The organism is Nonomuraea sp. NPDC052634 (assembly GCF_040678535.1).
Classification (GTDB): domain Bacteria; phylum Actinomycetota; class Actinomycetes; order Streptosporangiales; family Streptosporangiaceae; genus Nonomuraea; species Nonomuraea fastidiosa.
The window spans coordinates 369519-391839 of the sequence record NZ_JBFATY010000003.1; the positions used below are offsets into that span (position 1 = coordinate 369519).

A 22321-nucleotide genomic window follows, 5' to 3' on the forward strand; every position below is an offset into this window, starting at 1 on the left:
GTGGTCGGCGTACCGACACCTTGCTGAGAGGAACGTTGCCATGCCGAAGGTGGGCATCATCGTGGGCAGCACCCGTCCAGGCCGCAACGGCGAGGCGGTGGCGCGCTGGGTGCACGAGCTTGCGACCAAGCGTGGCGACGCCGAGTACCGGCTGCTCGACTTGCGGGACTTCGACCTGCGCCACCTGGACGAGCAGACTCCGGCGGCCGCCGGCGTCTACCAGCACGAGCACACCAAGCGCTGGTCGGCGGCCATCGCGCCGCTCGACGCGTACGTGTTCGTGACGCCCGAGTACAACCACTCGATCCCGGGCGCGCTCAAGGACGCGATCGACTTCCTGTACAACGAGTGGGCCGACAAGGCGGCCGGCTTCGTCAGCTACGGGGTCGATGGAGGCGTGCGCTCCGTCGGGCACCTGCGCGACATCCTGTCCACGGTGCAGGTGGCGACCGTGCAGGCGTACGTCGCGCTCTCCGTCGCCACCGACTTCGAGAACTTCACCGACTTCCGGCCCGCCCCGCAGCACGAGGAGCGGCTGAACCTCATGCTCGACCAGCTGCTGGCATGGGGGTCCGCGCTGCAGTCGCTGAGAGGATGACCGCAAAGACGTATCTATGTATCTATCCGGACAGTTGCCCCCTCTACGGAAACGATCCTGATGACAGGACCGGGCCCGGAAGAGCCGGGGCAGACCGTGCCCGTGCCGGTGACCAGGATCACCGTGGCCCCCGCCGGGCCGGGCGCGGTCGAGCTGCGGGACGGTGTCCGGCCCGGCGGGCAGGGGGGAGGTGCGCCCTGCCGCAGGGAGGAGGGGGCAGGGCGCACCGGCTCAGGGCCGGCGTGCGCGGGGACGCGGGGCGCCGTGGTACGGCTGGGCCGGTCAGCGGCGGCGACCCACGCCGGCCAGCACGTTGTAGCGGGTCACGTCCTGGCGGATGAGGTCTTCAGGTTCGGAATGCCAGTCCGCCAGCGGCACCAGGCCGGGCTCGATCAGCTCCATGTCGCCGAAGTACCCGGCGATCTCCGTGCGGGTGCGCCAGCGGCCGGTGCCGAGGTTGCGGTTGAAGTCCCGCTCGGCCTCGATGGCGATCTCGGACGCCTCGGGGTGCTCGTCGCCCGGGTTGTGGAAGTGCACGATGGCCAGGTGGCTGCCCGGCGCGAGCACCGAGCGGAACCGCTTCATGATCCCCTCGGGGTCCTCGTCGTCGTTGACGTGGTGCAGCACCGACACCAGCAGCATCCCGACCGGCTTGCTGAAGTCGATGAACTCCAGCACCTCGGGGTTCTCCAGGATCTCGGCGGGCCTGCGGATGTCGCCGTCGACGACGGTGGTGACGTCGTTCGTGGCCAGCAGCGCCCGGCCGTGGGCCAGCACGACCGGGTCGTTGTCGACGTACACCACGCGCGCCTCGGGGGCGATGGCCTGCGCGATCTCGTGGACGTTGCCCTGCGTCGGCAGCCCGGAGCCGAGGTCGAGGAACTGGCGGATGCCGGCCTCGGCCGTCATGTACTCGACGGCGCGGCGCAGGAACGTACGGTTGGCCCGGCCCGCCTCGCGCGCGTCCGGCGCGATCTTCAGCGCCTCCTCGGCCACCTTGCGGTCCACCGCGTAGTTGTCCTTGCCGCCGAGGAAGTAGTCATAGACGCGGGCGATGCTGGGGACGGTCGGGTCGATCCCGGGTGGCACCGGCGGGTCGCCGGCGTCGCTCGGCTCCGTGATCTTTCCGTTCTCACCCATGGCACCTCACGTCGGCCGACTCATGGTGGTTGACTCGGAGATCAACGGCATCGTAACGCGGGGCGTCGAACGGCAGAAGTGGATGATTGTGGAAGATCACCTTGACGTCGGCCAGAACCCGGACGTACGGCTCTTCGTGACCAGGACCGGTCCCGGGCCGGGGCGTTCGCCGCTGCTGGTGATCCATGGCGGGCCTGATTGGGATCACAGCTATCTGCGGGAGCCGCTGGTGCGGCTCGCCGACCACCACGACGTGATATTTCCGGATCTACGGGGCTGCGGGCGCTCCACCCAGGGCCTGGCCGTTCACCACTACACGCCCGCCGCGGCCACCGGCGACCTCGTCGCGCTGCTCGACGCCCTCGGCCTGGCGCAGGCCGACGTGCTCGGGTTCTCGTACGGCGGCCTGCTCGCGCAGCGGCTCGCCGTGCTCGCTCCCGGCCGCGTACGCCGCCTGGTGATCGCGTCGAGCAGCGTGCCGCCGGTGCCGAAGGACGCCTACGACGGCTGGGCGGAGCGTGAGCGCCGGACGGCCGCCGAGCGCCGCGTGTGGTCGGAGTCCACGCTGACCGGGCCCGAGCTGACCAGGGCGGCGGCGTACGCCGGGGCCGAGGCCGACGTGTGGCGGGCGGAGATGCTGGACGGCTATCGCGAGCGCCTGGCCGCCGTACGCTTCTCGGGCGAGTGGCTGCGCGCCTGGCAGGCGGGGTCTTTGCCGTCCGCGCGGATCGACGACGCCGCCCGGCGGCTGGCCGAGCTGGGCGTGCCCATCCTGCTGCTGCACGGCCGGCAGGACATGACGTTCCCCGTCGCGCTGGCCGAGGAGGCGAGCGTGCTCATCCCGTCGGCCCGCGCGGTGATCCTGGAGGAGGCCGGCCACATGGCCCACGTGGACCAGCCGGAACGCTGGCTGGCCGCCGTCACGTCCTTCCTGCGCGAGGACCTTCCCGCCTGAGCCCTCTGGGCGAGGACCTTCTGGTCCGAGCTCCGTGGACGAGCCCTTTCTCGTCGGGCCTCCGATGGGCAGCCTGAACTGAACACCCTCAGTTGCACAGCTCAGGCTGCCCATTTTAGGGTGAAAAGGTGACTTTCGGGGATGAATCGGACCTTGCGTCGCGGGCCGCGGCCGAGGTGTGGGTGGTGCTGGGCCGCCTGCGCCGCAGGCTGGAGGCCCTGCCGTCGGAGGGCGGTCTGTCCCCGGCGCAGTCGTCGGTCCTCACCCGGCTCGCCAAGCACGGCCCCGCCTCCGCCAGCGAACTGGCCGCCGCAGAACGCGTCAGGCCGCAGTCGATGGCCAAGATCGTCGCCTCCCTCGAACAGGCCGGCCTGGTCGAACGCAACCCCGACCCCGCAGACGGCCGGCGCCAGGTCATCACACTGACCGACCTCGGCACCGCCCGCCGCCAGGGCGACAGAGAGGCCCGCCAAGCCTGGCTGGCCGCAGCCTTGCGCGAGCGGGGCGGCGAGGAGCAGATCCGCGCCGTCATCACAGCGATGGCCCTGCTGGACGAGGTCGCACACTCGTGAAGGAGGGAGCCGGAGAGACGCGGCGCGGCGCGGACGGCCCCGGAGAGCCGGAGCATGGCCGGTGGGGCGGTACGGACGGGACCGGAGAGCCAGAGCATGGCCGGTCGGATGGCGCCGGTGAGGCCGAGCAGCGGGCGCATGGCCGGTCGCGGAATGGGCGGCGGGGCTTCGACCGGCGGCTGATCGCGCCCATGATCCTCGGCTCGATCCTGAACCCGATCAACTCGTCGATGCTCGCCGTCGCACTGATCCCGATCGGCGCGGCGTTCGGCGCGCCGCCTTCGGAGACGGCGTGGCTGGTCACCGGCCTCTACCTCGCCACCGCCGTCGGCCAGCCGGTGATCGGGCGGCTGGTCGACATGTACGGCCCGCGCCTGCTCTACCTGCTGGGCACCGCGCTGGTCGGCATCGCGGGCCTGATGGCGATGTTCGCGCCGAACCTGGGCGTCCTCATCGCCTCCCGGGTGCTGCTCGGCCTCGGCACGTGCGCCGCGTACCCGGCCTCGATGTTCCTGCTGCGCAGCGAGGCCGAGCGTACGGGGCTGCGCAACCCCGGCGGTGTGCTCGCCCTGCTGTCCATCAGCAACCAGGTCATCTCGGTCGTCGGCCCGACGCTCGGCGGCCTGCTGATCGGCCTCGGCGGCTGGCACCTGATCTTCGCGGTCAACGTGCCGCTCGCCCTCGCCTGCCTGGTGCTGGGCACGCTGCTGCTGCCCAAGCGCTCCGAGCTGCGCACCCACCCGGGTCAGGGGCTGGACCTACCTGGGATGGCGGGGTTCGCCGGGATGCTCACCGCGTTCATGCTGTTCCTGATGGAGCCCGGCGGCGCGCACCTCTACCTGGTCGCGATCGCGGCCGTGCTGGGCGCCGGGTTCGCCTGGTGGGAGCTGCGCCGCGCGGAGCCGTTCATCGACCTGCGGGTGCTGCGCGGCAACGCCGCGCTGCTCGCCACGTACGGACGCCAGGTGCTGGCCTTCACCACCAGCTACGCCTTCCTCTACGCCTTCAGCCAGTGGCTGGAAGAGAGCCGCGGGCTGAGCCCGTCGCATGCGGGGCTGCTCCTGCTGCCCCTGTCGGCGACCGCGATCATCGCCACCGCGATCGCCGGCAGAAGCGCGAAGGTGCGCGCCAAGCTCGTGGTCGGCGCCGCCACGCAGATCGCCGGCTGCCTCGCCCTGCTCGGCCTGCACGCCTCCAGCCCGGTCTGGCTGCTGCTGATCATCGGCGGCGTCCTCGGCATCTCGCAGGGGCTCATCGGTCTGGGCAACCAGAACGCCCTCTACGCCCAGGCCGACCCCGCCCGCATGGGCTCCTCCGCCGGGCTGCTGCGCACCTTCATGTACATCGGCGCGTTGCTGGCCGCCGCCGCCAACGCCGTCTTCTACCGCCACGGCGCCACCACGTCGGGCCTGCATGGCCTCAGCGTCCTGCTGGCGGTGGTCGCCGCCCTGCTGCTGTCCCTGACGCTCGCCGACCGCTCCCTGACCCGCGTCGGCACCTGACCGCCCGCGCCGTCCCCGTGGAGGACGGCGCGGGCGGTCGCGCGGTCAGAGCGAGATGGACTCGGGGCCCAGGAGGGCCTTGATGTCGGCGGCGAAGCTGGGGGCCGCGTTGACCGGCCAATCCGGCAGCGCCAGCACCATCGTCTTGCCCGCCGGCCGCCGCAGGTTGATCTGCAGCGGCACCTGCCCTTGGTGGGTCTTGAGCACCTGGCGCAGCTCGTCGAGCAGGCCGGGCGTGATGCGCTCCTCCCGCATCTGCAGCGTGATCGGCGCGCCGTTCTCGCTGTTGACGCCGGAGACGTCGATGAGCGTCATGTCCTGGGCGAAGACGCTGATGGCGCCGTCGCGGTTGTTGATCTGCCCGCGTACGGACACCACGATGTCGGGCCGCAGCTCGGGTCCGTACAGCTCGTAGTTGCGCGGGAAGAACAGGCACTCGATGGCGGCGTCCATGTCCTCGACGGTGATGATCGCCCAGGTGTTGCCCGCCTTGTTGACCCGCCGGTCGACCTTGGTGACGAGGCCGGCGACCTGCACGTCGCCGCGGTCCTCGCGGCCGCTGTCGAGCAGGTCGGCGATGGTGGTGTCGCGGTTGCGGGCGAGCAGGCGTTCGGTGCCGGCCAGGGGGTGGTCGGACACGTACAGGCCGAGCATCTCGCGTTCGAAGTCGAGCTTGGTCTTCTTGTCCCACTCGCCGTCGGGGACGGCGATGGTGAAGATCTCGTCGTCGCCGTCGTCGGCGAGGCCGCCGAAGAGCGAGTCCTGGCCGTGGGCCTCGTTCTTCTTGATGTCGATGACGGACTCCACGGCCTGCTCGTGGATCATCATCAGGCCCTTGCGCGGGTGGCCGAGCGAGTCGAACCCGCCCGCCTTGATGAGCGATTCGATGACCCTCTTGTTGCAGGCGGTCAGCGGCACCTTGGCGAGGAAGTCGTTGAAGTCGGTGAAGCGGCCCTTGTCGGTGCGGGCCTTGATGATGCCGTCCACGACGTTCTCGCCGACGTTGCGCACGGCGCCCATGCCGAAGCGGACCTGGGTGTCACCGACGGCGACGAAGTCGAGCTGGGAGTCGTTGACGTCGGGCGGCAGCACCTGGATGCCCATCTTGCGGCACTCGGCGAGGTAGACGGCCGCCTTGTCCTTGTCGTCGCCGACGGAGGTGAGCAGGGCCGCCATGTACTCGGCGGGGTAGTTGGCCTTGAGGTAGGCGGTCCAGTACGCGACGAGGCCGTAGCCGGCGGTGTGGGACTTGTTGAACGCGTAGCCGGAGAACGGCAGCATGACGTCCCACAGCGCCTGGATGGCCTCGTCGGAGTAGCCGTTGCCGCGCATGCCCGCCTGGAAGTTCTCGAACTCCTTGGCCAGGATCTCCGGCTTCTTCTTGCCCATGGCGCGGCGCAGCAGGTCGGCGCCGCCGAGGGAGTAGCCGGCCAGCTCCCGCGCCACCGCCATGATCTGCTCCTGGTAGACGAGCAGGTGGAAGGTGGGGCCGAGGATCGGGTCGAGCGCCTCCTTCAGCTCGGGGTGGATCGGCTCGATGTCCTGGCGGCCGTTCTTGCGGTGGGCGTAGTTGGTGTGGGCGTTGGCCGCCATCGGGCCGGGCCGGTAGAGGGCGAGCACGGCCGCGATGTCCTCGAACCGGGTCGGCTCCATCAGCTTCAGCAGCGAGCGCATGGGCCCGCCGTCCAGCTGGAACACGCCCAGCGTGTCGCCCCTCGCCATGAGCTGGTACGTCTTGGCGTCGTCGAGCGGGATGGTGAGCGTGTCGAGCTCGATGCCGCGGTTCTGCTTGATGATCTGGATGGCGTGGTCGATGATGCCCAGGTTCCGCAGGCCCAGGAAGTCCATCTTGACCAGGCCCATGTCCTCGCAGGACGGGTAGTCGAACCCGGTGATGACCACGCCGTCCTTGTCCCGCATGTGCATCGGGATCAGGTCGAGCAGCGGCGTCGACGACAGGATGACCGCCGCCGCGTGCACGCCGGTGCCGCGGATCAGGCCCTCGATGCCGCGCCCGGTGTCGATGACCTTGCGCACGTCGGGGTCGGACTCGTACAGGGCGCGGATCTCGGTGCCCTCGACGTAGCGGGGGTGGTCTTCGTTGAACAGGTCGGCGAGCGGCACGCCCTTGCCCATGACGTCGGGCGGCATCGCCTTGGTGATCTTGTCGCCCATGGCGAACGGGTAGCCGAGGATGCGGCTCGCGTCCTTCACGGCGGCCTTCGCCTTGATGGTGCCGAACGTGTTGACCTGGGCGGTGTACTCGCTGCCGTACTTCTGGGTGACGTAGGCCACCATGCGGTCGCGCTGGCGGTCGTCGAAGTCGAGGTCGATGTCGGGCGGGTTGATGCGCTCGGGGTTGAGGAAGCGCTCGAACAGCAGGCCGTGCTCCAGCGGGTCCAGCTCGGTGATGCGGGTGGCGTACGCGACGATCGAGCCGGTGGCGCTGCCTCGGCCGGGGCCGACCGGGATGCCGTTGTCGCGCGCGTACCTGCAGATGTCGGCCACCACGAGGAAGTACGAGGAGAAGCCCATCGGGCCGATGACCTTCATCTCCGTCTCGTAGCGCTCCATCACCTCGGCCGGGATGGGGGAGCCGTAGCGCATCTCCAGGCCGCGCTCGACCTCCTTGCGCAGCCACGACTCCTGCGTCTCGCCCTCGGGCACGTCGGGGTAGTCGGGCATCCGGTCGACGTGCGCGAACACCTCGCCGTAGTCGCCGATCATCTCCGCGACCAGCAGCGTGTTCTCGCACGCCTCCGGCAGCTCGGGGAAGAGGCGGTACATCTCCTCGGCCGACTTGAGGTAGTAGCCGGAGCCGTTGAAGCGGAAGCGGTTGGGGTCGTCCTTGTTCTTGCCGACGCCCACGCACAGGAGGCTGTCGTGCGCGTCGGCCTGGTCCTCGGTGACGTAGTGGGAGTCGTTGGTGACCAGCAGCGGGATGTCGAGCTGCTTGGCCAGCTTCAGCAGGTCCTGGCGGACCTCGCGCTCGATGTCGATGCCGTGGTCCATCAGCTCCAGGAAGTAGTTCTCCTTGCCGAAGATCTCCTGGTATTCGGCGGCCACCTTGACGGCCTCGTCGTACTGGCCGAGGCGGATCCTGGTCTGCACCGCGCCGGACGGGCAGCCGGTGGTGGCGATGATGCCGGAGGCGTACTGGGAGATGAGGTCCTTGTCCATGCGGGGCTTGGAGTAGTAGCCCTCGAAGCTGGCCAGCGACGACAGCCGGAACAGATTACGCAGGCCGCCCGCGTCCTTCGCCCACATGGTCATGTGGGTGAACCGGCCGCCGCCCGAGACGTCCTTGCCGCCCTCGGCGTCGGCCACGCCGGTCTCCGCGCGCTGGCCCCAGAAGACCGGCTTCTTGACGAAGCGGTTCTCCGGCGCGACGTACGCCTCGATGCCGATGATCGGCTTGACCGGGGAGCCCGAGGCGACCTTCTGGAACTCGTACGCGCCGAACATGTTGCCGTGGTCGCTCATCGCGATGGCCGGCATCTCCAGCCGCTCGGCCTCTTTGAACAGCGGTTTCAGCTTCGCCGCGCCGTCGAGCATGCTGTATTCGGTGTGCACGTGGAGGTGCACGAAGGACTTGCTCACCCGGTCCCCTAAACCTCGCCCCGCCAGATCTACCCCACGACCCTATGCCGTCTCAGGCGCCACTCGAAGCCCCCGGATGGGGCCTCACGGGGTGCTCTCCGGCGGTCTGCGGAGGTCAGCCGCGGTGTGCCGGCGCGGAAAATCTCGCGGCCAGGATGGCAGCGGCCGGGGAGCATCCCGAGGTGCGCTTCGCCGGGGCCATCACCGGCCGTACGAAGCCGGCCGTCTCGGTCACTCCGTCAGCAGCCCCGCCAGGTCGTCGGCCAGGTCGAGCAGCGGGGCGAGCTCGACCTCGCCCGCCCTCGACGCCGCGAAGCCGCACCGGCGCCCGTGGAGCGCCCCCTGCACCGCGTGCAGCTGCGCCCACCGCCCCACCCGCGCGCGGTCCAGCCCGGCCGACTCGGCGAACACATCCAGCGCGCGCTGTAGCGCCTTGGCCAGGTCGCCGGCCGCCATGAGCTGCAGCACCAGCGCCTTGACCAGCGAACCCACGTCATAGGCGGGGTCACCGGCGACGCCCTTGGGATCGACGGCCAGCCACGGCTCCCGCTCGCCGCGCAGGATGTTGCCCGCGTGCAGGTCGCCGTGGACGAGGACGTCGGGCTGGTCGGCCGCCATCTCGCGTACGGTCGCCACGGCGGCGTCGATCACCCGCGGCGGCATGGTGTGCGGCAGCTCCGCCGCGTCCTTGAGCAGCTCCGCCTCCCAGGTCCCGGCCCGCTCCCGCAGGTGGGGCAGGCCGGGCGGCGCGGGGACGGCCAGGCGGCGGCTCAGCTCGCCCGCCACCGTCACGATCTCGTCCACGTCGTCGAGCTCGGCGAGGGCCTGGGGCCGGGCCCGTTCGAGCAGCATGGCGTAGCGGTCGTCGGCCCGCTCGTACAGCAGCACCGCGCCGCGCCCGCCCCACGCCGCGAACGCGTCCGGCTCGTGCACGTTGCCGGGGTGCGGGAACGACACCTTCATCACCGCGGGCCGGCCGCCGGAGCGGCGTACGGGGACGATGACGCCCACCTCCCCGTGCAGCACGTCGCCGTCCGGCGCGCACCGCCACCGCTCCAGCAGCTCGGCCACGATCGCGGGCAGCTCGGCGATCCACGCCGCGCCCGGCTCTCCCTCACGCGCGATGGTGCCCCGCGCGAACGCCTCCGGGATTCGGATCATCCCGGCACAGTACCGCCCTGAGGGCGGGTCAGCCGGTGTAGTTCTGCCCGATAGGTCGCCCCGGCACCGGCTTGGCGATGAGCGCCACGGGGATGAAGAAGCACATCTGGCCGATCGCCACGATGAGCGTCCACAGCGCCTTCTCGTCGTAGTGCGCGGCCGCCCTGGCGAACAACTCGTCGGGGACGCGTTCCCCCGACGGGTTCGGGGTCAGCACCGCCTCCACCAGCTCGAGCGCCACCTTCTCCGCGTCGGTGAAATAGGGGGCGTCCCGCCACGACGCCACCGCCGTGATCCGCTCCTCCGTCTCACCGGCCGCGCGCAACTCCTCTGTCTGCCGCACCGTGTGGTACGTGTTGCCGACGAGCTGCCCGGCACGCAACTGCACCAGGTGCACGGTCGTCTTGGGGATCGTGCCGTTCATGAGGGCCCTCGCCATCGCCCCGGCGATCTCCCCCACCTCGGGGATGAACGTGGCGGGATCGGGCAGCCGCGACCGCCCCTGCTCGACTGCAGACATCAGGCTTCCTTCCTCGGATATGTGAACGTACGGGACTCCGACGACGCAGCCGAGGGAGATGTGAGCCTCACATCCCCGGCCCCTGTGTCGTCATCCTGGTGAAGGACCGCCGTACCGAGGGACCATGCGATGACCAGCCCGTCCGACCCGAGCCTCGCCGCCGTCGTCAGCGAGCGGCGCCACCTCATCAGCCTCGCCTACCGCCTGCTCGGCTCCCTGTCCGACGCCGAGGACGTCGTCCAGGAGACCTACGCCCGCTGGTACGCCATGTCGCGCGAGGAACAGGAGGCCATCGAGGTGCCGGCCGCGTGGCTGACCAAGGTCGCCGGACGCATCTGCCTCGACCTACTCGGCTCGGCCAGGGTCCGCCGCGAGCGCTACGTGGGGGAGTGGATCCCCGAGCCGGTGCCCGAACGTACCGACTGGATCACCGTCGGCGACGGCACCGCCGACCCCGCCGACCGCGTCACCCTCGACGAGTCGCTCAGCATGGCCTTCCTCGTCGTCTTCGAGTCGATGACCCCCGCCGAGCGGGTGGCGTTCATCCTGCACGACGTCTTCCGCTACCCCTTCACCGAGGTCGCGGAGATCGTCGGCCGCACGCCCGCCGCCTGCCGCCAGCTCGCCACCTCCGCCCGGCGCCGCATCAACGCCGCCCAGCGCCCCGCCACCTCCAACGCGCAGCGCGCCGGCGTGGTCAGGAACTTCAAGCAGGCGTGGGAAACCCAGGACATCGCCGCCCTGATCGGCCTCCTCGACCCCGCCGCCACCCTCACCGCCGACAGCGGCGGCCGCGTCCCGGCCAGGCTGGAGCCGATCAGGGGCGCCAACGCGATCGCCCGCCACGCGCTGGAGATCATGGAGATGACGCCGGGGCTGGCGTTCAGCGAGCGGATGGTCAACGGCCGGCCGGGGCTGGTGGCCGAGCAGGACGGCAAGATGCTGGCGGTGCTGGCCTTCGAGGTGGCGGGGGACCGCATCACGGACATCTGGGCCGTACGCAACCCCGACAAGCTGAGGGCGTGGACCGCGTAGCCCTGCGTCGTGGTGTCATCCCGGCGGTGCGACGGCCCGGCAGGGCGGAGCACACCGCCGGGCCGAAGATCGCTGGCGTGCCGGTCCGGCGGGATTTCGGTGATGTGCCGGACCGGCTGGTTTCGATGGTGTGCCGGACCGGCTGGAGATCACTTCTTGACCGCCCCGGCCGCCAGATCCCGTACCACCTGGATCAGTTCGGCCGGATCGAACGGCTTCGTCAGATACGCGTCCACCCCGATGCCCTTGCCGCGCAGCTTGTCATCGTCCTGCGCCCGGGCCGTGATGAGCACCACCTTGATATGCCGGGTGGCCTCGTCCGTCCGCAGCCTCTGCGCCGTCGTCCACCCGTCCAGGTGCGGCATCATCACATCGAGCGTGATGACGTCGGGCATCACGTCCAGCACCCGATCCAGGCAATCCTGCCCGTCGGTGGCGGTGACGACCTCGAACCCCTCCAGGTTGAGGTTCACCGCGATGAGCTGACGGATGACCTCGTCATCGTCTACGACCAGTACTTTTCCAAGAGCCTCGCCCACGGCCGCAAAGCTAACCGGTAGCTGGCCGGTCACGCGTGGTTTTCGCGTGATGCGTTCATGGAGTGTTATCTGGTGCGTAGTGGTCCTCGGATGCTGGTAGCCTTATCACCTGTTGAGCCCCCTTAGCTCAGGGGATAGAGCACCGGCCTCCGGAGCCGGGTGCGCAGGTTCGAATCCTGCAGGGGGCACTCACGATCTGTGGTTCAAGACCTGCGGAAAGGCAGGTCTTTCTGCTGTCTGAGGTGTGTCACCCGATGGGGCGCAGGTGCTGGTCCGGCACCGGGGCGGCCCGTTCCAGCCGACCTGCCTCCGCTGTCGCCGCCGGTCGTGGCGGTAGTCTCGGCTTCTTCCCTCCCGCCCGTTGGATATGCCTGGAGGAGCGCGTACTCCGGAAAGAGGAGGCGAGACGGGCGTATGACGGTTGGCCGGTGCACACACAGCCTCGACATCCGAGACCACGTCGTCGTCAAACGCTACGTCTCGTGGAGCCGGGGCGAACCCGGCCGGGAGTGGGCGGCTCTGAAGCTGCTCGCCGAGCACGCGCCTGGCCTTGCGCCCGTACCGCTGGAAGCCGCGCTCGACGCTCATCCTCCCGCGATCACGATGAGCAGGCTGCCCGGTACGGTCCTGCGGGGCCGGAGCGCCACCGACGAGCAGATCAAGGCGGTGGCCGCCGCGCTCACCCGGTTGCACCGGATCCCGGTCAGCGCGGTGGAAGCCGCCGCCCCCGCGCCTTGGGGTCCCGCCGTCGCGGTGAACAAGACCAGGGCATTGGCCGGCAGGCGACCCGGCCTCGGCGACGACCCCGTGGTGCTGGAGGCGTTCCGAGCAGGGGCCGCATGGCTGGCCTCCGCGGACCCCGACAAGCTGACCGCGAACCCGTTCCCGCCCGTGCTCGGGCTGGCGGACGGCAATCGGGCGAACTCCATGTGGGACGAGCGCGAACGCTGCGTGCGGCTGATCGACTGGGAAGACTCCGGACGCAGTGACCGTGCCTTCGAGCTCGGGGAGCTTTGCGAGCACATCTCCCGCGTCGACGGTGGCGACGATGGTCAGCGGTCCGTACGCGAGCGCGAACGCCAGCCCCAGGATGATCATCGTGGGGAACGTCGCGAGGTAGACGGTGTCCATCGCGATGGGCAGGAACAGCACGTGACGGGCATCGGATCCGGCGGGGAGGATTGTCTCGGCTGACGAGGAAAAGCCGAATCACGGACTGTCCGCTCAGCCGACGGTGAAGCCGTTCGTCGCCGCGCGGCAGAAGTCGCGGAAGGTCCGTAGCCAGTCGGCCGTCGCGGAGTAGTTGCGGCTGAGGTCGTCGCGGTGCAGTTCGTACGTGTCGGGCTCCGTGGTGGTCGAGCCGTCCAGCATGACCCGGCCGTCGCCGGGAAGGCCCGCGAGGTACGTGTCCAGGAATTCGGCGATGCGCCTGGCCTGCTCGCCGGACAATTCCACGTCGATGTTGCAGCCCAGCAAACCGGCCGTCTCGGCGTCGATGATGCCGGCCCGCTCAAGCAGTTCCACGGTCGGCCGCCAGTTCCACGCGTTGACGCCGAGCGAGGCGCCGTCCGGCGTTTCGAGTGTCCACGACATCGGCTCCACCCTAGCCGGGGCGGCGAAAGCCTCACCCTAGCCGGGCGGCGAAAAAACGAGGCGACGTTCGCGCCCTTCGTCGCGTTCAATGGGCGACGTGGATGAGGTTCAGGTCGTCGTCGCCCATAAGGAGCGTACGACCCTCCGGGTCGGGGACGTGTTCCTGAAGGTCGACGCCGATCAGGCCAGGATCGATGCCGAGGTCGAGGCGATGGCCATGGCGCCGATCCCCACTCCCGAGATCCTGTGGCGCAAGCCGCCCGTGCTGGCGCTGGCCGCCCTGCCGGGTAAGGCGCTCGGCCGCCTGGAGGCGCCGTCGGCGGCGTCGCGGGCGGCGTGGGCCGCGGCGGGCGCGGCCGTACGGAAACTGCACGACGCGCCGCTGCCCGAGCGGGTCGGCATGAGCCTCGACGAGATCCTGCCGAAGCTGGAGGCCGCCTGCGAGTGGCTGGTCGCGAACGAAGTGCTGGGCGCGGACGTGGTGACGCGCAACCGGCGGATCGCCGAGGCGGCGCTGCGGCCGTGGACGCCGGTGTTCGTGCACGGAGACCTGCAGATCACCCACGTGTTCGTGGACGGCGACGAGGTGACGGGAGTGATCGACTGGTCGGAGGGCGGCCAGGGCGATGCGATGTTCGACCTCGCCACCCTGACCCTGTGTCACGAGGAACGGCTGCCCGACGTCATCGCGGGCTATGGCGGTGAGGTCGATCTCGACGTGATCCGCGGGTGGTGGGCGGTGCGCTGCCTGCAGGCCACGCCGTGGCTGATCGAGCACGGCTTCGACCCCTGGCCTGAGCTCTCGGTGCTGCGCGCTCAACGGTGACGGTGGCCCTCAGGCGGGCCGGTACGCGCGCAGGAAAGCGCGTATGCCCTCCACGATCAGCGGACGGACGCGGGTGTCCTCGGCGGCGTTCGCCGAGCCGAGCCTGCTGATCGCGACGCCGAACGTCAGCGCGATGAAGTGGTCGGCGGCGAGCCGGGGGTCGGGGACGTCGAGGAGCCCGGCGCGGCCGAGCTCGGCCAGGCGTTCGGCCAGGGCCTCTTCGGGCACGTGGGACATGGGCTGCTCGACGGGGGCGGGCAGGTTGGCGGATTCGGCCGCGACCAGGCGCTGCAACGTCGCGTACTCGGCCGAGTCGAGCATGTCGGTCGCTATCCGCATGGCGAACGTGACCAGGGCGTCCTCCAGGTCGGAGTGCCGGGTGACGTCGATGAGGGTGTCGTCGAGCGTCTCCTTGATGGCGGTGATCAGCGACTGGCCGATCGCCTCGACGACCGCGCGCAGCAAGGTCCGCTTGTCGCCGAAGTAGTCGTAGACCGTGCGCGTGGACACGCCTGCCTTGGCGGCGATCGCGCCGATGCTGGAACGGTCGAAGCCGTCGGTGAGGAACAGCTCCCTGGCCGCCGAGAGGATGGCGGCCCGCTTGTGCGGCGAGCCCTCACGCAGGGTCTTCGTGGTCTGCATGGAACCGATCGTAGCGGAATTACACTGACCATTGTAGTGTTAACTACACTGCACGTTGTAGTGCAGTGAGCGCCGCGGACCCGCGGATCGGGCTTCGTCCACGGGGCCGTCACCGCCCAACCCCTGCTCGCCACGACCAACAGAAAGGGAAGATCAGTCATGACAGCGAAGCGCGAGATCCTGGTCTCCGGCGGCGGCATCTCCGGCCCGGCGGTGGCGTACTGGCTCAACCGGTACGGCTTCTCCGTCACCGTCGTGGAGCGGGCCGGCGGGCTGCGCGGCGGCGGCTATCCGATCGACGTGCGCGGCACCGCGCTCGAAGCGGTCCGACGCATGGGGATCGAGCCCCGGCTGCGCGAGGTGAACGTGGACATGCGCCGCTTCACGTTCCTCGGCGCCGAGGGGGACGAGGTCGCCGTGCTCAACCCGCGCCTCATCGACGGCGGCGTGGAGGGCCGGGACCTGGAGGTGCGCCGGGGCGACCTGGCCGACGCCCTGTTCGCGGCCACCGGCGGCGAGGTGCGGTTCGTGTTCAACGACTCCATCAAGACCATGACCGAGACGAAGGACGGGGTGGAGGTCACCTTCGCAAGCGGTGCGCGGCACACGTACTGGGTGGTGATCGGCGCGGACGGGCTGCACTCGCGCACCCGGGAGGCGCTGTTCGGCCCGGAGGAGCAGTTCCACCACTACCTCGGCTACGTTTTCGCCGGCTTCACCATGCCGAACGTCCTCGGGCTCTCCCACGAGGCGGTGCTGTGGAGCACGCCCGGCAGGGCCGCGGTCCTCTACGCGCCCGGCGACGAGAGCGAGGAGGTGCACGGGTTCCTCAACTTCGCGCGCAAGGACCCGCCGTTCCACGCCTTCCGCAACCCCGAGGCGCAGCGGGACCTGGTGGCCGAGACCTTCGCCGACGCGGGATGGAAGGTGCAGGACCTGGTGGCCGCCATGCGCGAGGCGGACGACCTGTTCTTCGACACGGTCAGCCAGATCCGCATGCCGCGCTGGTGGAAGGGGCGGGTGGCGCTGGTCGGCGACGCGGCGTACGCGCCGTCGTTCCTGACCGGGCAGGGCACCAGCCTCGCGCTCGTCGGGGCGTACATGCTGGCCGGGTCGCTGGCCGCGTACCCGGACCCCGAGGCCGCCTTCGCCGCGTACGAGCGGGAGACCCGCGAATTCGTCACCCTGAACCAGGCGTTCGTGGACGACGGCGGCAGCCACATCTTCCCGGCGACCGCCGAGGACATGGAGCGGCGCGACGCCATGCTGCGCGAGCTGGTGGAGGCGCCCGCCGCGCAGGAACGTCCCGCGCACTCGGCGCTCATCCTGCCCGACTTCACGCCCGGCGCGCACCTGCTCGACGGCGCCGCGGGAAGCTGAGCCGCACCGAAGGGAACGGCGGGAGGCCCGCGGCCGTTGATCCCTTACGTACGCCGCCCGACGAAGGAAGGTTCACACCAGGTGCGCGGTTCGGTTTTCGGCAACCTCGACCCCCGGCAGCTCCCTCCCGGGTTCGCGCTGGAGAACGCCAAGATGCTGCGCGTCCAGCTACCCGACGACGTGCTGGCCAAGCAGGGCTCGATGGTCGCCTTCCAAGGCGAGATGGACTTCGACTACGAAGGCGGCGGGCTCGGCAAGCTGCTCAAGAAGGCCGTCACGGGCGAGGGCGCCTCGCTGATGCGCGTACGCGGCCAGGGCCTGCTCTACCTCGCCGACAACGCCGACGACATCCACCTGTTCTACCTGGAGAACGAGGGCATCACGGTCAACGGCCGCAACCTGCTCGCCTTCCAGCCGCAGCTGTCGTGGGACATCAAGCGGGTGCAGGGCGCGGGGGTGGCGGCCGGCGGGCTGTTCAACACCACGGTCACCGGCACGGGGTGGGTGGCGGTGACCACCCACGGCACGCCGGTGCTGCTCGACGCGTCGCGCATGCCGACGTACGCCGACGGGCAGTCGGCGGTGTGCTGGAGCACCTCGCTGCAGGTCGGCATCAACCGGACGGTGAAGATGGGCGCGCTGATCGGCCGGGGGAGCGGTGAGGCCATGCAGCTCGCGTTCAGGGGGCAGGGGTTCGTGCTGGTGCAGGCCAGCGAGGGGCCGCCGGTGGTGAAGGCGTCCGCCTAGCTCGAACAGGCGGGCGTGGGGGCGGTGTTGGCGCCCTCGTACGAGCCGAGGAAGCCGAACGTCGTGGACGCCCCCGGCGCGAGCGAGCCGTTCCACGCCGCGTTCCGCACGGTCACCGACGAGCCGTCCGCGCTCAGCGTGCCGCCCCAGAGCTGGGTGAGGTGCTGGCCATCGGCGTACGTCCAGGTCACCGTCCAGCCGGTCATCGGCTCGGCGCCGGTGTTGGTGACGGTGACCTCGCCCTGGAAGCCGCCCTGCCACTGACCTGTCGTCTTGTACGTGGCCGTGCAGTCACCGTCGGGCACGGTGGGCGTGTCGGTGGGGGTCGGGGTGCCGGACAGCGCCTCGACCAGGGCCGGATACCACTTGTCGGCCATCTTCTGGTCGCCGGCGGCGTTCGGGTGCACCCCGTCGTAGGTGTCGGTGGCGGTGTCGAAGCCCGTCCACTGGTCGACCACGGTGATCGGCGACTGGTCGGTGGTCGTCGCGGCGGCCCAGGCGGGGATGGCGTCGTTGAGCGCCACGGCGCGCTGGGCGCAGTCGGGGCAGGTGGCCGGGTTCATCGGAATGATCTTGGCGACGAGGATCCGCATGTTGGGGTTGCTCGCCCGCATCTGGTTCACCAGCGTGGTGAACGCGCTGATGATCGTCGCGGGCGGGATGTTGCTCCACACGTCGTTGGTGCCGAAGTGCATGAGCACGATGTCGGGGCGCGTGGCCGAGAGCCAGCCGGGCAGCAGGTTCTGGTTCGCCACGTTGGTGGCGAGGTAGCCGCCGTGTCCCTCGTTGTCGCCGTCGTGCTCGACCCCGCAGCCCTGCGGCGGCAGCGTGCCGACGAAGTCGATGTTGGTGTGGCCGGTGCTCAGCAGCCGGTTCCACAGCAGGGCGCGCCAGCAGCCGGGGGAGCCGGTGATCGAGTCGCCGAGCGGCATGATCCGTACGGCCGCGGCGTCGGCCGGCGTCGTCGCGAACAGCACGGCCGCGATCACGGCCACCATCCCGGCCAGCACGGCACCGATCTTGCGCATGGTCCGCTCTCCCGTCGTCAACCTGCGCGCAGATCGTAAATTTCGCCTATGGGTGCGGAAAAGGGAATGATCGGCTCACCCGGGGCGACCTGGGGAGACGCATGTAACTTTCACGTTTGCGTGCGCGGGCCGGGCCCGCTCGGGGCGGGGGCCGCGCGGGGTAAGGCGTCAGACCGGTGCTCCGGGCTGCGACGCCGTGTCGGGGGCGCGGACCACCGCGAGCGGGCAGGGCGCATGGTGCAGCATGGCCTGGCTGATCGACCCGAGCAGCATGCCCGCGAGCTGCCCCCGCCCGCGCGAGCCCACCACCAGCAGCTCGGCGCCGGCCGCCGCCTCCTTCAGCACCTCGACAGGATGCCCGTGCACCACCTCGGCGGTCACCTCCACGCCGGGATGTTCGGCGCGCAACGGGACGAGCGCGCTCTGCAACGCCAGCAGGTGACCCTGTTCGCTGTCGTCGTCGGCGGGTTCGAAGCCGCCCGGCTGGGGCCAGGCCCACGCCTGCACGACCCGCAGCGGCGCCCCGCGCAGCTCGGCCTCGGCGAAGGCGAACTCCAGCGCCTTGCCCGCGCGGGCGGACAGGTCGGTGCCCACCACCACCTCGCCGGGCGTGGCGGCGCGGTCGCGGATGAGGACGACGTTCGTCTCGGCGTGCGCGACGACCCCGTACGCGACGGAGCCCACGAGCAGCCCGCGCACGCCGCCGAGGCCGCGGCTGCCGACGACCAGCAGCTCGGCTTCGGCGGACGCCTTGACCAGCGCCGCGCGGGGATCGCCGGGGAGCAGGACGGTCTCCACGCGGACCTGGGGCCGCTCGCGCAGCGCGCGGTCCTTGGCGGAGGTCAGCACGGACTGCGCGTTCTCGCGCATCCACCGCGCGACCTCGGCGTACCGGACGGAGGTGCCCTCCTCGCACACCCACGCGGGCACGACGTGGGCGACGGTCAGCGGCACCTGGCGCAGCGCGGCCTCGGCGGCGGCCCAGCCGGCCGCCTCAAGGCCGGGGCGGGAGCCGTCCACACCAACGATGATCACGCTCGGCTCCTCAGGGCTGGACGTAGCATTCCACCTCGGCGCGCCGGAACGACAGCCCCTTGGCTTCGGAGTCGCGGACGCAGGCCCGCTCGGCGGCGCTGAGCTTGAGCGTGCCGCAGACGGTCACGCCGGCGTAGGTGCGGCAGTCGAGGGTGGGGTCGGTACGGCCGACGCGGTAAAGCTCTCTGACGTTCGCGCGGCACTTGGCCTTGCCGGTATCGGAGTAGCGGCACTGGGCCATCAGGATGTCGTACTGCTCCTGGCTGACCTCGTGCTGTTGCATGCCGTCCCCGGCGGCGGCGGTGGCGCCGGATGCGGCCATCACGACGAGTAGTCCTGCGACAGCGGCGATTCTCATCATGTTTCCCCTGATGGGGTCCGTACCGCTGAGAAGTGCCCCCAAACCTTTTCGGGTGGGTTTGGGACCTTGGCGGGGGTGGGTACGATCAGCGCCGTCCGAACGCGGGAGCCCGGTGGAGACCGGGCTGAGAGGACGGCTGCGAGCCGCCGACCGCCAGAACCTGCTCCGGGTAATGCCGGCGAAGGGAGTTTGCGCGATGAGCGACGCGCGCTTTTCCAAGATCTACTGCGGTGAACTCCGGGTCCCGATGCGCCAGGTGCGCCTGTCGAACGACAAGACGGTCACCCTGTACGACACCTCGGGCCCGTACACCGACCCCTCCTACGAGCCCGATTTGCGCCGGGGCCTGCCGCGCCGCCGGGCGGAGTGGATCGAGGAGCGGCGGGCGGCCGGCCATCCGGTCACCCAGGTCGCCTGCGCCCGCCGGGGCCTGGTGACCAAGGAGATGGAGTTCGTGGCGGTACGCGAGGGCGTCTCGCCGGAGTTCGTCCGCGAGGAGGTGGCCGCGGGCCGGGCCATCATCCCCGCGAACGTCAACCACCCCGAGTCCGAACCCATGATCATCGGGCGTAACTTCCTCGTGAAGATCAACGCCAACATCGGCAACTCGGCGGTCACCTCCTCCATCGAGGAGGAGGTGGAGAAGATGACGTGGGCCACCCTCTGGGGCGCCGACACGATCATGGACCTGTCCACCGGCGCGGACATCCACGAGACCCGCGAGTGGATCCTGCGCAACTCCCCGGTCCCGGTCGGCACCGTGCCGATCTACCAGGCGCTGGAGAAGGTCAAGGGCCGCCCTGAGGAGCTGTCGTGGGAGGTCTTCCGCGACACCCTGATCGAGCAGTGCGAGCAGGGCGTGGACTACGTGACCGTGCACGCGGGCGTGCGGCTCGCGCACGTGCCGCTCACCGTGGGCCGCAAGACCGGCATCGTCTCGCGCGGGGGCTCGATCATGGCCGCCTGGTGCCTGGCGCACCACCGCGAGAGCTTCCTGTACGAGAACTTCGCCGAGATGTGCGAGATCCTGGCCCGCTACGACGTGTCGTTCTCGCTCGGCGACGGCCTGCGGCCCGGCTCGATCGCCGACGCCAACGACGAGGCCCAGTTCGCCGAGCTGCGCACGCTGGGCGAGCTGACCAAGATCGCGCGCGAGCACGACGTCCAGGTGATGATCGAGGGCCCGGGCCACGTGCCCATGCACAAGATCAAGGAGAACGTCGACCTCCAGCGCGAGCTGTGCGACGACGCGCCGTTCTACACGCTCGGCCCGCTCGTCACCGACATCGCGCCCGGCTACGACCACATCACCTCGGGCATCGGCGCCGCCATGATCGGCTGGTACGGCACGGCCATGCTCTGTTACGTCACCCCCAAGGAGCACCTCGGCCTGCCGGACAAGGACGACGTGAAGACCGGCGTCATCACGTACAAGATCGCCGCCCATGCCGCCGACCTGGCCAAGGGCCATCCGAAGGCGCAGGAGTGGGACGACGCGCTGTCGGACGCGCGCTTCGAGTTCCGCTGGGAGGACCAGTTCGACCTGTCGCTCGACCCCGACACGGCCCGCTCGTTCCACGACGAGACGCTGCCCGCCGCCCCCGCCAAGACCGCGCACTTCTGCTCGATGTGCGGGCCGAAGTTCTGCTCGATGCGGATCAGCCACGACATCAGGCAGGCCGGTTACGCGGCGAAGGCGGCCGAGTTCCGCCGCCTCGGAGGCACGATCTACGTGGAGTGACACATTGTCCAATTGTCCAGAGGCTGTCCAAAACCGCAGGTCTGGACAAAGTTCGCGGGATATCCGGCCCATTCGATGGCACGGTGAGGAGCGAGCCCGGCAGCGGGGTGCCGCCGGGCGTTCCTCACACCACCGGAAAAAGGGGGATTTCCTGTGTCCATCACTGCTCGTATGGCCGGCCTGCGCAAGCGCGCGGCGGTCGTCGCCGCCGCGTCCGCCGTCGCCGTGGGGCTCGGCGCCGGGCTCGGCGCCACGCCGGCCTCGGCGGGCGTCCACCGGGGGGTGGCCGGGTGCTTCGCCTGGTCATGGGGAGACGGGAACACGTCGGTGACCGTTTACTGGCACAACCGGTGCAAGACCAAGCACAAGATCACCATCAAGTACAGCCTGGGCTGGACGACCAAGACCTACTCGGCGAACGTCGCCGGGGACGGCAAGGGTCACAAGAAGTTCCAGACCGCCTCGATCGTGTCCATCAAGGACTCGGGCCGCGTCTAACCGGGGAGCGTCTCGCCGCCGATCGGGGCCAGCACCTCGCCCGTGTAGTACGAGGACAGCCGGTCGGAGGCGAAGAACACGTACGAGGGGGCGATCTCGTCCGGATGGGCGGGTCGCCCCATCGGCACCTGCTCGCCGAACTTCTCCACTTTCTCCTCCGGCATCGTGGCCGGGATGAGCGGCGTCCACACCGGTCCGGGAGCCACCGCGTTGACCCGGATGCCGCGCTCGACCAGGTTCTGGGCCATGGAGTAGGTGAACGCGTTGATCGCGCCCTTCGTGGCGGCGTAGTCGATGAGCGACTTGTTGCCGCGCAGGCCGTTGATCGACGAGGTGTTGATGATGGCCGCGCCCTCGCGCATGTGCGGGAGCGCGGCCTTCATCACGCGGTAGTAGCTGTGGATGTTGACGGCGAACGTGTGCTCCCACTGCTCGTCGTCCAGCTCCTCCAGGCCGCTCACCGGCTGCTGGTAGGCCACGTTGTTCACCAGCACGTCCAGGCCGCCCAGCTCGGAGACGGTCTGCTCGACGACCGAGACGCAGTGCGCGCGGTCGGCGAGGTCTCCGGGCAGCAGCACGCAGCGCCGCCCGGTCTCCTCGACCAGCTTGCGGGTGTGCGCGGCGTCCTCGTGCTCGCTCAGGTATGCGATCGCGACGTCCGCGCCCTCCTTGGCGAACGCCACGGCGACCGCCCTGCCGATGCCCGAGTCGCCGCCGGTGATGAGCGCCTTCTTGCCGGCGAGCAGGTCACGGCCGACGTAGTCGCGCATCTCGTCGCGCGGCTCCGGCGCCATCTCGCCGGTGCTGCCCGGGTAGGGCTGGTTCTGGGGTGGTGGTGTCTGTGACAT

At 70.2% G+C, this 22321-nt stretch carries 22 protein-coding genes, 1 tRNA gene and 1 riboswitch; of the genes, 12 read left to right on the forward strand and 11 right to left on the reverse strand.

The genetic code is table 11. The annotated features are described in order from the left end of the window. The first annotated feature begins 40 nt into the window (after positions 1-40). A complete protein-coding gene (locus AB0K67_RS17625) occupies positions 41-598 on the forward strand; it encodes an NAD(P)H-dependent oxidoreductase (protein ID WP_364060504.1) in 558 nt (185 codons plus the stop codon). Positions 599-880: 282 nt separating this feature from the next. Here AB0K67_RS17625 and AB0K67_RS17630 read toward each other — a convergent pair whose 3' ends face one another. Beyond that, positions 881-1738 (reverse strand): SAM-dependent methyltransferase, encoded by an 858-nt coding sequence (locus AB0K67_RS17630; RefSeq protein ID WP_364060507.1) that lies wholly within the window; start codon positions 1736-1738, stop codon positions 881-883. An 88-nt stretch (positions 1739-1826) separates the two neighbouring features. Between AB0K67_RS17630 and AB0K67_RS17635 the strand changes: the two genes are divergently transcribed. From AB0K67_RS17635 to AB0K67_RS17645, 3 genes are all read left to right on the forward strand, one after another. Then, positions 1827-2693, forward strand: coding sequence for an alpha/beta hydrolase (locus AB0K67_RS17635; RefSeq protein ID WP_364060510.1), 867 nt, complete (start codon positions 1827-1829; stop codon positions 2691-2693). Positions 2694-2821: 128 nt separating this feature from the next. Continuing rightward, positions 2822-3265, forward strand: a complete 444-nt coding sequence (locus AB0K67_RS17640) for a MarR family winged helix-turn-helix transcriptional regulator (RefSeq protein WP_364060513.1) — start codon at positions 2822-2824, stop codon at positions 3263-3265. Between the two features lie 191 nt (positions 3266-3456). Then, the gene (locus AB0K67_RS17645) at positions 3457-4767 is read left to right on the forward strand and encodes an MFS transporter (RefSeq protein WP_364060516.1); all 1311 of its coding nucleotides are present in this window, start codon (positions 3457-3459) and stop codon (positions 4765-4767) included. Between the two features lie 45 nt (positions 4768-4812). On the opposite strand, the gene dnaE is transcribed toward AB0K67_RS17645, so the two are convergent. The 3 genes from dnaE to AB0K67_RS17660 all read right to left on the reverse strand — a co-directional run bounded on the left by dnaE (position 4813) and on the right by AB0K67_RS17660 (position 10048). Then, the gene (gene dnaE / locus AB0K67_RS17650; protein ID WP_364060519.1) at positions 4813-8367 is read right to left on the reverse strand and encodes a DNA polymerase III subunit alpha; all 3555 of its coding nucleotides are present in this window, start codon (positions 8365-8367) and stop codon (positions 4813-4815) included. 231 nt (positions 8368-8598) lie between these two features. Then, positions 8599-9528, reverse strand: a complete 930-nt coding sequence (locus AB0K67_RS17655) for an aminoglycoside phosphotransferase family protein (RefSeq protein WP_364060522.1) — start codon at positions 9526-9528, stop codon at positions 8599-8601. Positions 9529-9556: 28 nt separating this feature from the next. Next, positions 9557-10048 carry a carboxymuconolactone decarboxylase family protein gene (locus AB0K67_RS17660; RefSeq protein WP_364060525.1) on the reverse strand — a complete coding sequence of 164 codons (492 nt, stop codon included), beginning with the start codon at positions 10046-10048 and terminating at the stop codon, positions 9557-9559. Positions 10049-10177: 129 nt separating this feature from the next. Here AB0K67_RS17660 and sigJ point away from each other — a divergent pair, with 129 nt between their 5' ends. Beyond that, a complete protein-coding gene (sigJ, locus tag AB0K67_RS17665; protein WP_364060528.1) occupies positions 10178-11083 on the forward strand; it encodes an RNA polymerase sigma factor SigJ in 906 nt (301 codons plus the stop codon). A gap of 149 nt (positions 11084-11232) precedes the next feature. Here the strand turns inward: sigJ and AB0K67_RS17670 are convergent, their stop codons facing one another. Beyond that, entirely contained in the window at positions 11233-11655 is a 423-nt protein-coding gene (locus tag AB0K67_RS17670) for a response regulator (RefSeq protein ID WP_364060531.1), read from the reverse strand. A gap of 83 nt (positions 11656-11738) precedes the next feature. Between AB0K67_RS17670 and AB0K67_RS17675 the strand changes: the two genes are divergently transcribed. Continuing rightward, positions 11739-11810 (forward strand) — tRNA-Arg (locus AB0K67_RS17675). Positions 11811-12036: 226 nt separating this feature from the next. Beyond that, positions 12037-12816 carry an aminoglycoside phosphotransferase family protein gene (locus AB0K67_RS17680; protein WP_364060534.1) on the forward strand — a complete coding sequence of 260 codons (780 nt, stop codon included), beginning with the start codon at positions 12037-12039 and terminating at the stop codon, positions 12814-12816. A gap of 30 nt (positions 12817-12846) precedes the next feature. Here AB0K67_RS17680 and AB0K67_RS17685 read toward each other — a convergent pair whose 3' ends face one another. Next, positions 12847-13215, reverse strand: coding sequence for a hypothetical protein (locus AB0K67_RS17685; protein ID WP_364060537.1), 369 nt, complete (start codon positions 13213-13215; stop codon positions 12847-12849). 97 nt (positions 13216-13312) lie between these two features. On the opposite strand from AB0K67_RS17685, the gene AB0K67_RS17690 reads away from it, so the two are divergent. Further along, on the forward strand, positions 13313-14041 hold the full coding sequence (locus AB0K67_RS17690; protein ID WP_364060540.1) for a phosphotransferase: 729 nt from the start codon (positions 13313-13315) through the stop codon (positions 14039-14041). A 9-nt stretch (positions 14042-14050) separates the two neighbouring features. On the opposite strand, the gene AB0K67_RS17695 is transcribed toward AB0K67_RS17690, so the two are convergent. Further along, the gene (locus AB0K67_RS17695; protein WP_364060543.1) at positions 14051-14683 is read right to left on the reverse strand and encodes a TetR/AcrR family transcriptional regulator; all 633 of its coding nucleotides are present in this window, start codon (positions 14681-14683) and stop codon (positions 14051-14053) included. A 159-nt stretch (positions 14684-14842) separates the two neighbouring features. Between AB0K67_RS17695 and AB0K67_RS17700 the strand changes: the two genes are divergently transcribed. Both AB0K67_RS17700 and AB0K67_RS17705 read left to right on the forward strand, forming a co-directional pair. Beyond that, the gene (locus tag AB0K67_RS17700; protein ID WP_364060546.1) at positions 14843-16063 is read left to right on the forward strand and encodes an FAD-dependent monooxygenase; all 1221 of its coding nucleotides are present in this window, start codon (positions 14843-14845) and stop codon (positions 16061-16063) included. Positions 16064-16144: 81 nt separating this feature from the next. Next, entirely contained in the window at positions 16145-16810 is a 666-nt protein-coding gene (locus tag AB0K67_RS17705) for an AIM24 family protein (protein WP_364060549.1), read from the forward strand. Here AB0K67_RS17705 and AB0K67_RS17710 read toward each other — a convergent pair. From AB0K67_RS17710 to AB0K67_RS17720, 3 genes are all read right to left on the reverse strand, one after another. Continuing rightward, the gene (locus tag AB0K67_RS17710; RefSeq protein WP_364060552.1) at positions 16807-17838 is read right to left on the reverse strand and encodes a cellulose binding domain-containing protein; all 1032 of its coding nucleotides are present in this window, start codon (positions 17836-17838) and stop codon (positions 16807-16809) included. The two genes, AB0K67_RS17705 and AB0K67_RS17710, sit on opposite strands and share 4 nt — an antisense overlap. Before the next feature lie 168 nt (positions 17839-18006). After that, the gene (locus AB0K67_RS17715; RefSeq protein WP_364060555.1) at positions 18007-18873 is read right to left on the reverse strand and encodes a universal stress protein; all 867 of its coding nucleotides are present in this window, start codon (positions 18871-18873) and stop codon (positions 18007-18009) included. A gap of 10 nt (positions 18874-18883) precedes the next feature. Beyond that, positions 18884-19195 carry a hypothetical protein gene (locus AB0K67_RS17720; RefSeq protein WP_364061370.1) on the reverse strand — a complete coding sequence of 104 codons (312 nt, stop codon included), beginning with the start codon at positions 19193-19195 and terminating at the stop codon, positions 18884-18886. A 130-nt stretch (positions 19196-19325) separates the two neighbouring features. Further along, positions 19326-19438, forward strand: a riboswitch (TPP riboswitch). Between AB0K67_RS17720 and thiC the strand changes: the two genes are divergently transcribed. Then, the gene (gene thiC, locus AB0K67_RS17725) at positions 19431-20975 is read left to right on the forward strand and encodes a phosphomethylpyrimidine synthase ThiC (protein WP_364060558.1); all 1545 of its coding nucleotides are present in this window, start codon (positions 19431-19433) and stop codon (positions 20973-20975) included. It overlaps the preceding riboswitch by 8 nt. Before the next feature lie 153 nt (positions 20976-21128). Continuing rightward, positions 21129-21473 (forward strand): hypothetical protein, encoded by a 345-nt coding sequence (locus AB0K67_RS17730; protein WP_364060561.1) that lies wholly within the window; start codon positions 21129-21131, stop codon positions 21471-21473. Here AB0K67_RS17730 and AB0K67_RS17735 read toward each other — a convergent pair. After that, a complete protein-coding gene (locus AB0K67_RS17735) occupies positions 21470-22321 on the reverse strand; it encodes an SDR family oxidoreductase (RefSeq protein WP_364060564.1) in 852 nt (283 codons plus the stop codon). The genes AB0K67_RS17730 and AB0K67_RS17735 overlap by 4 nt on opposite strands.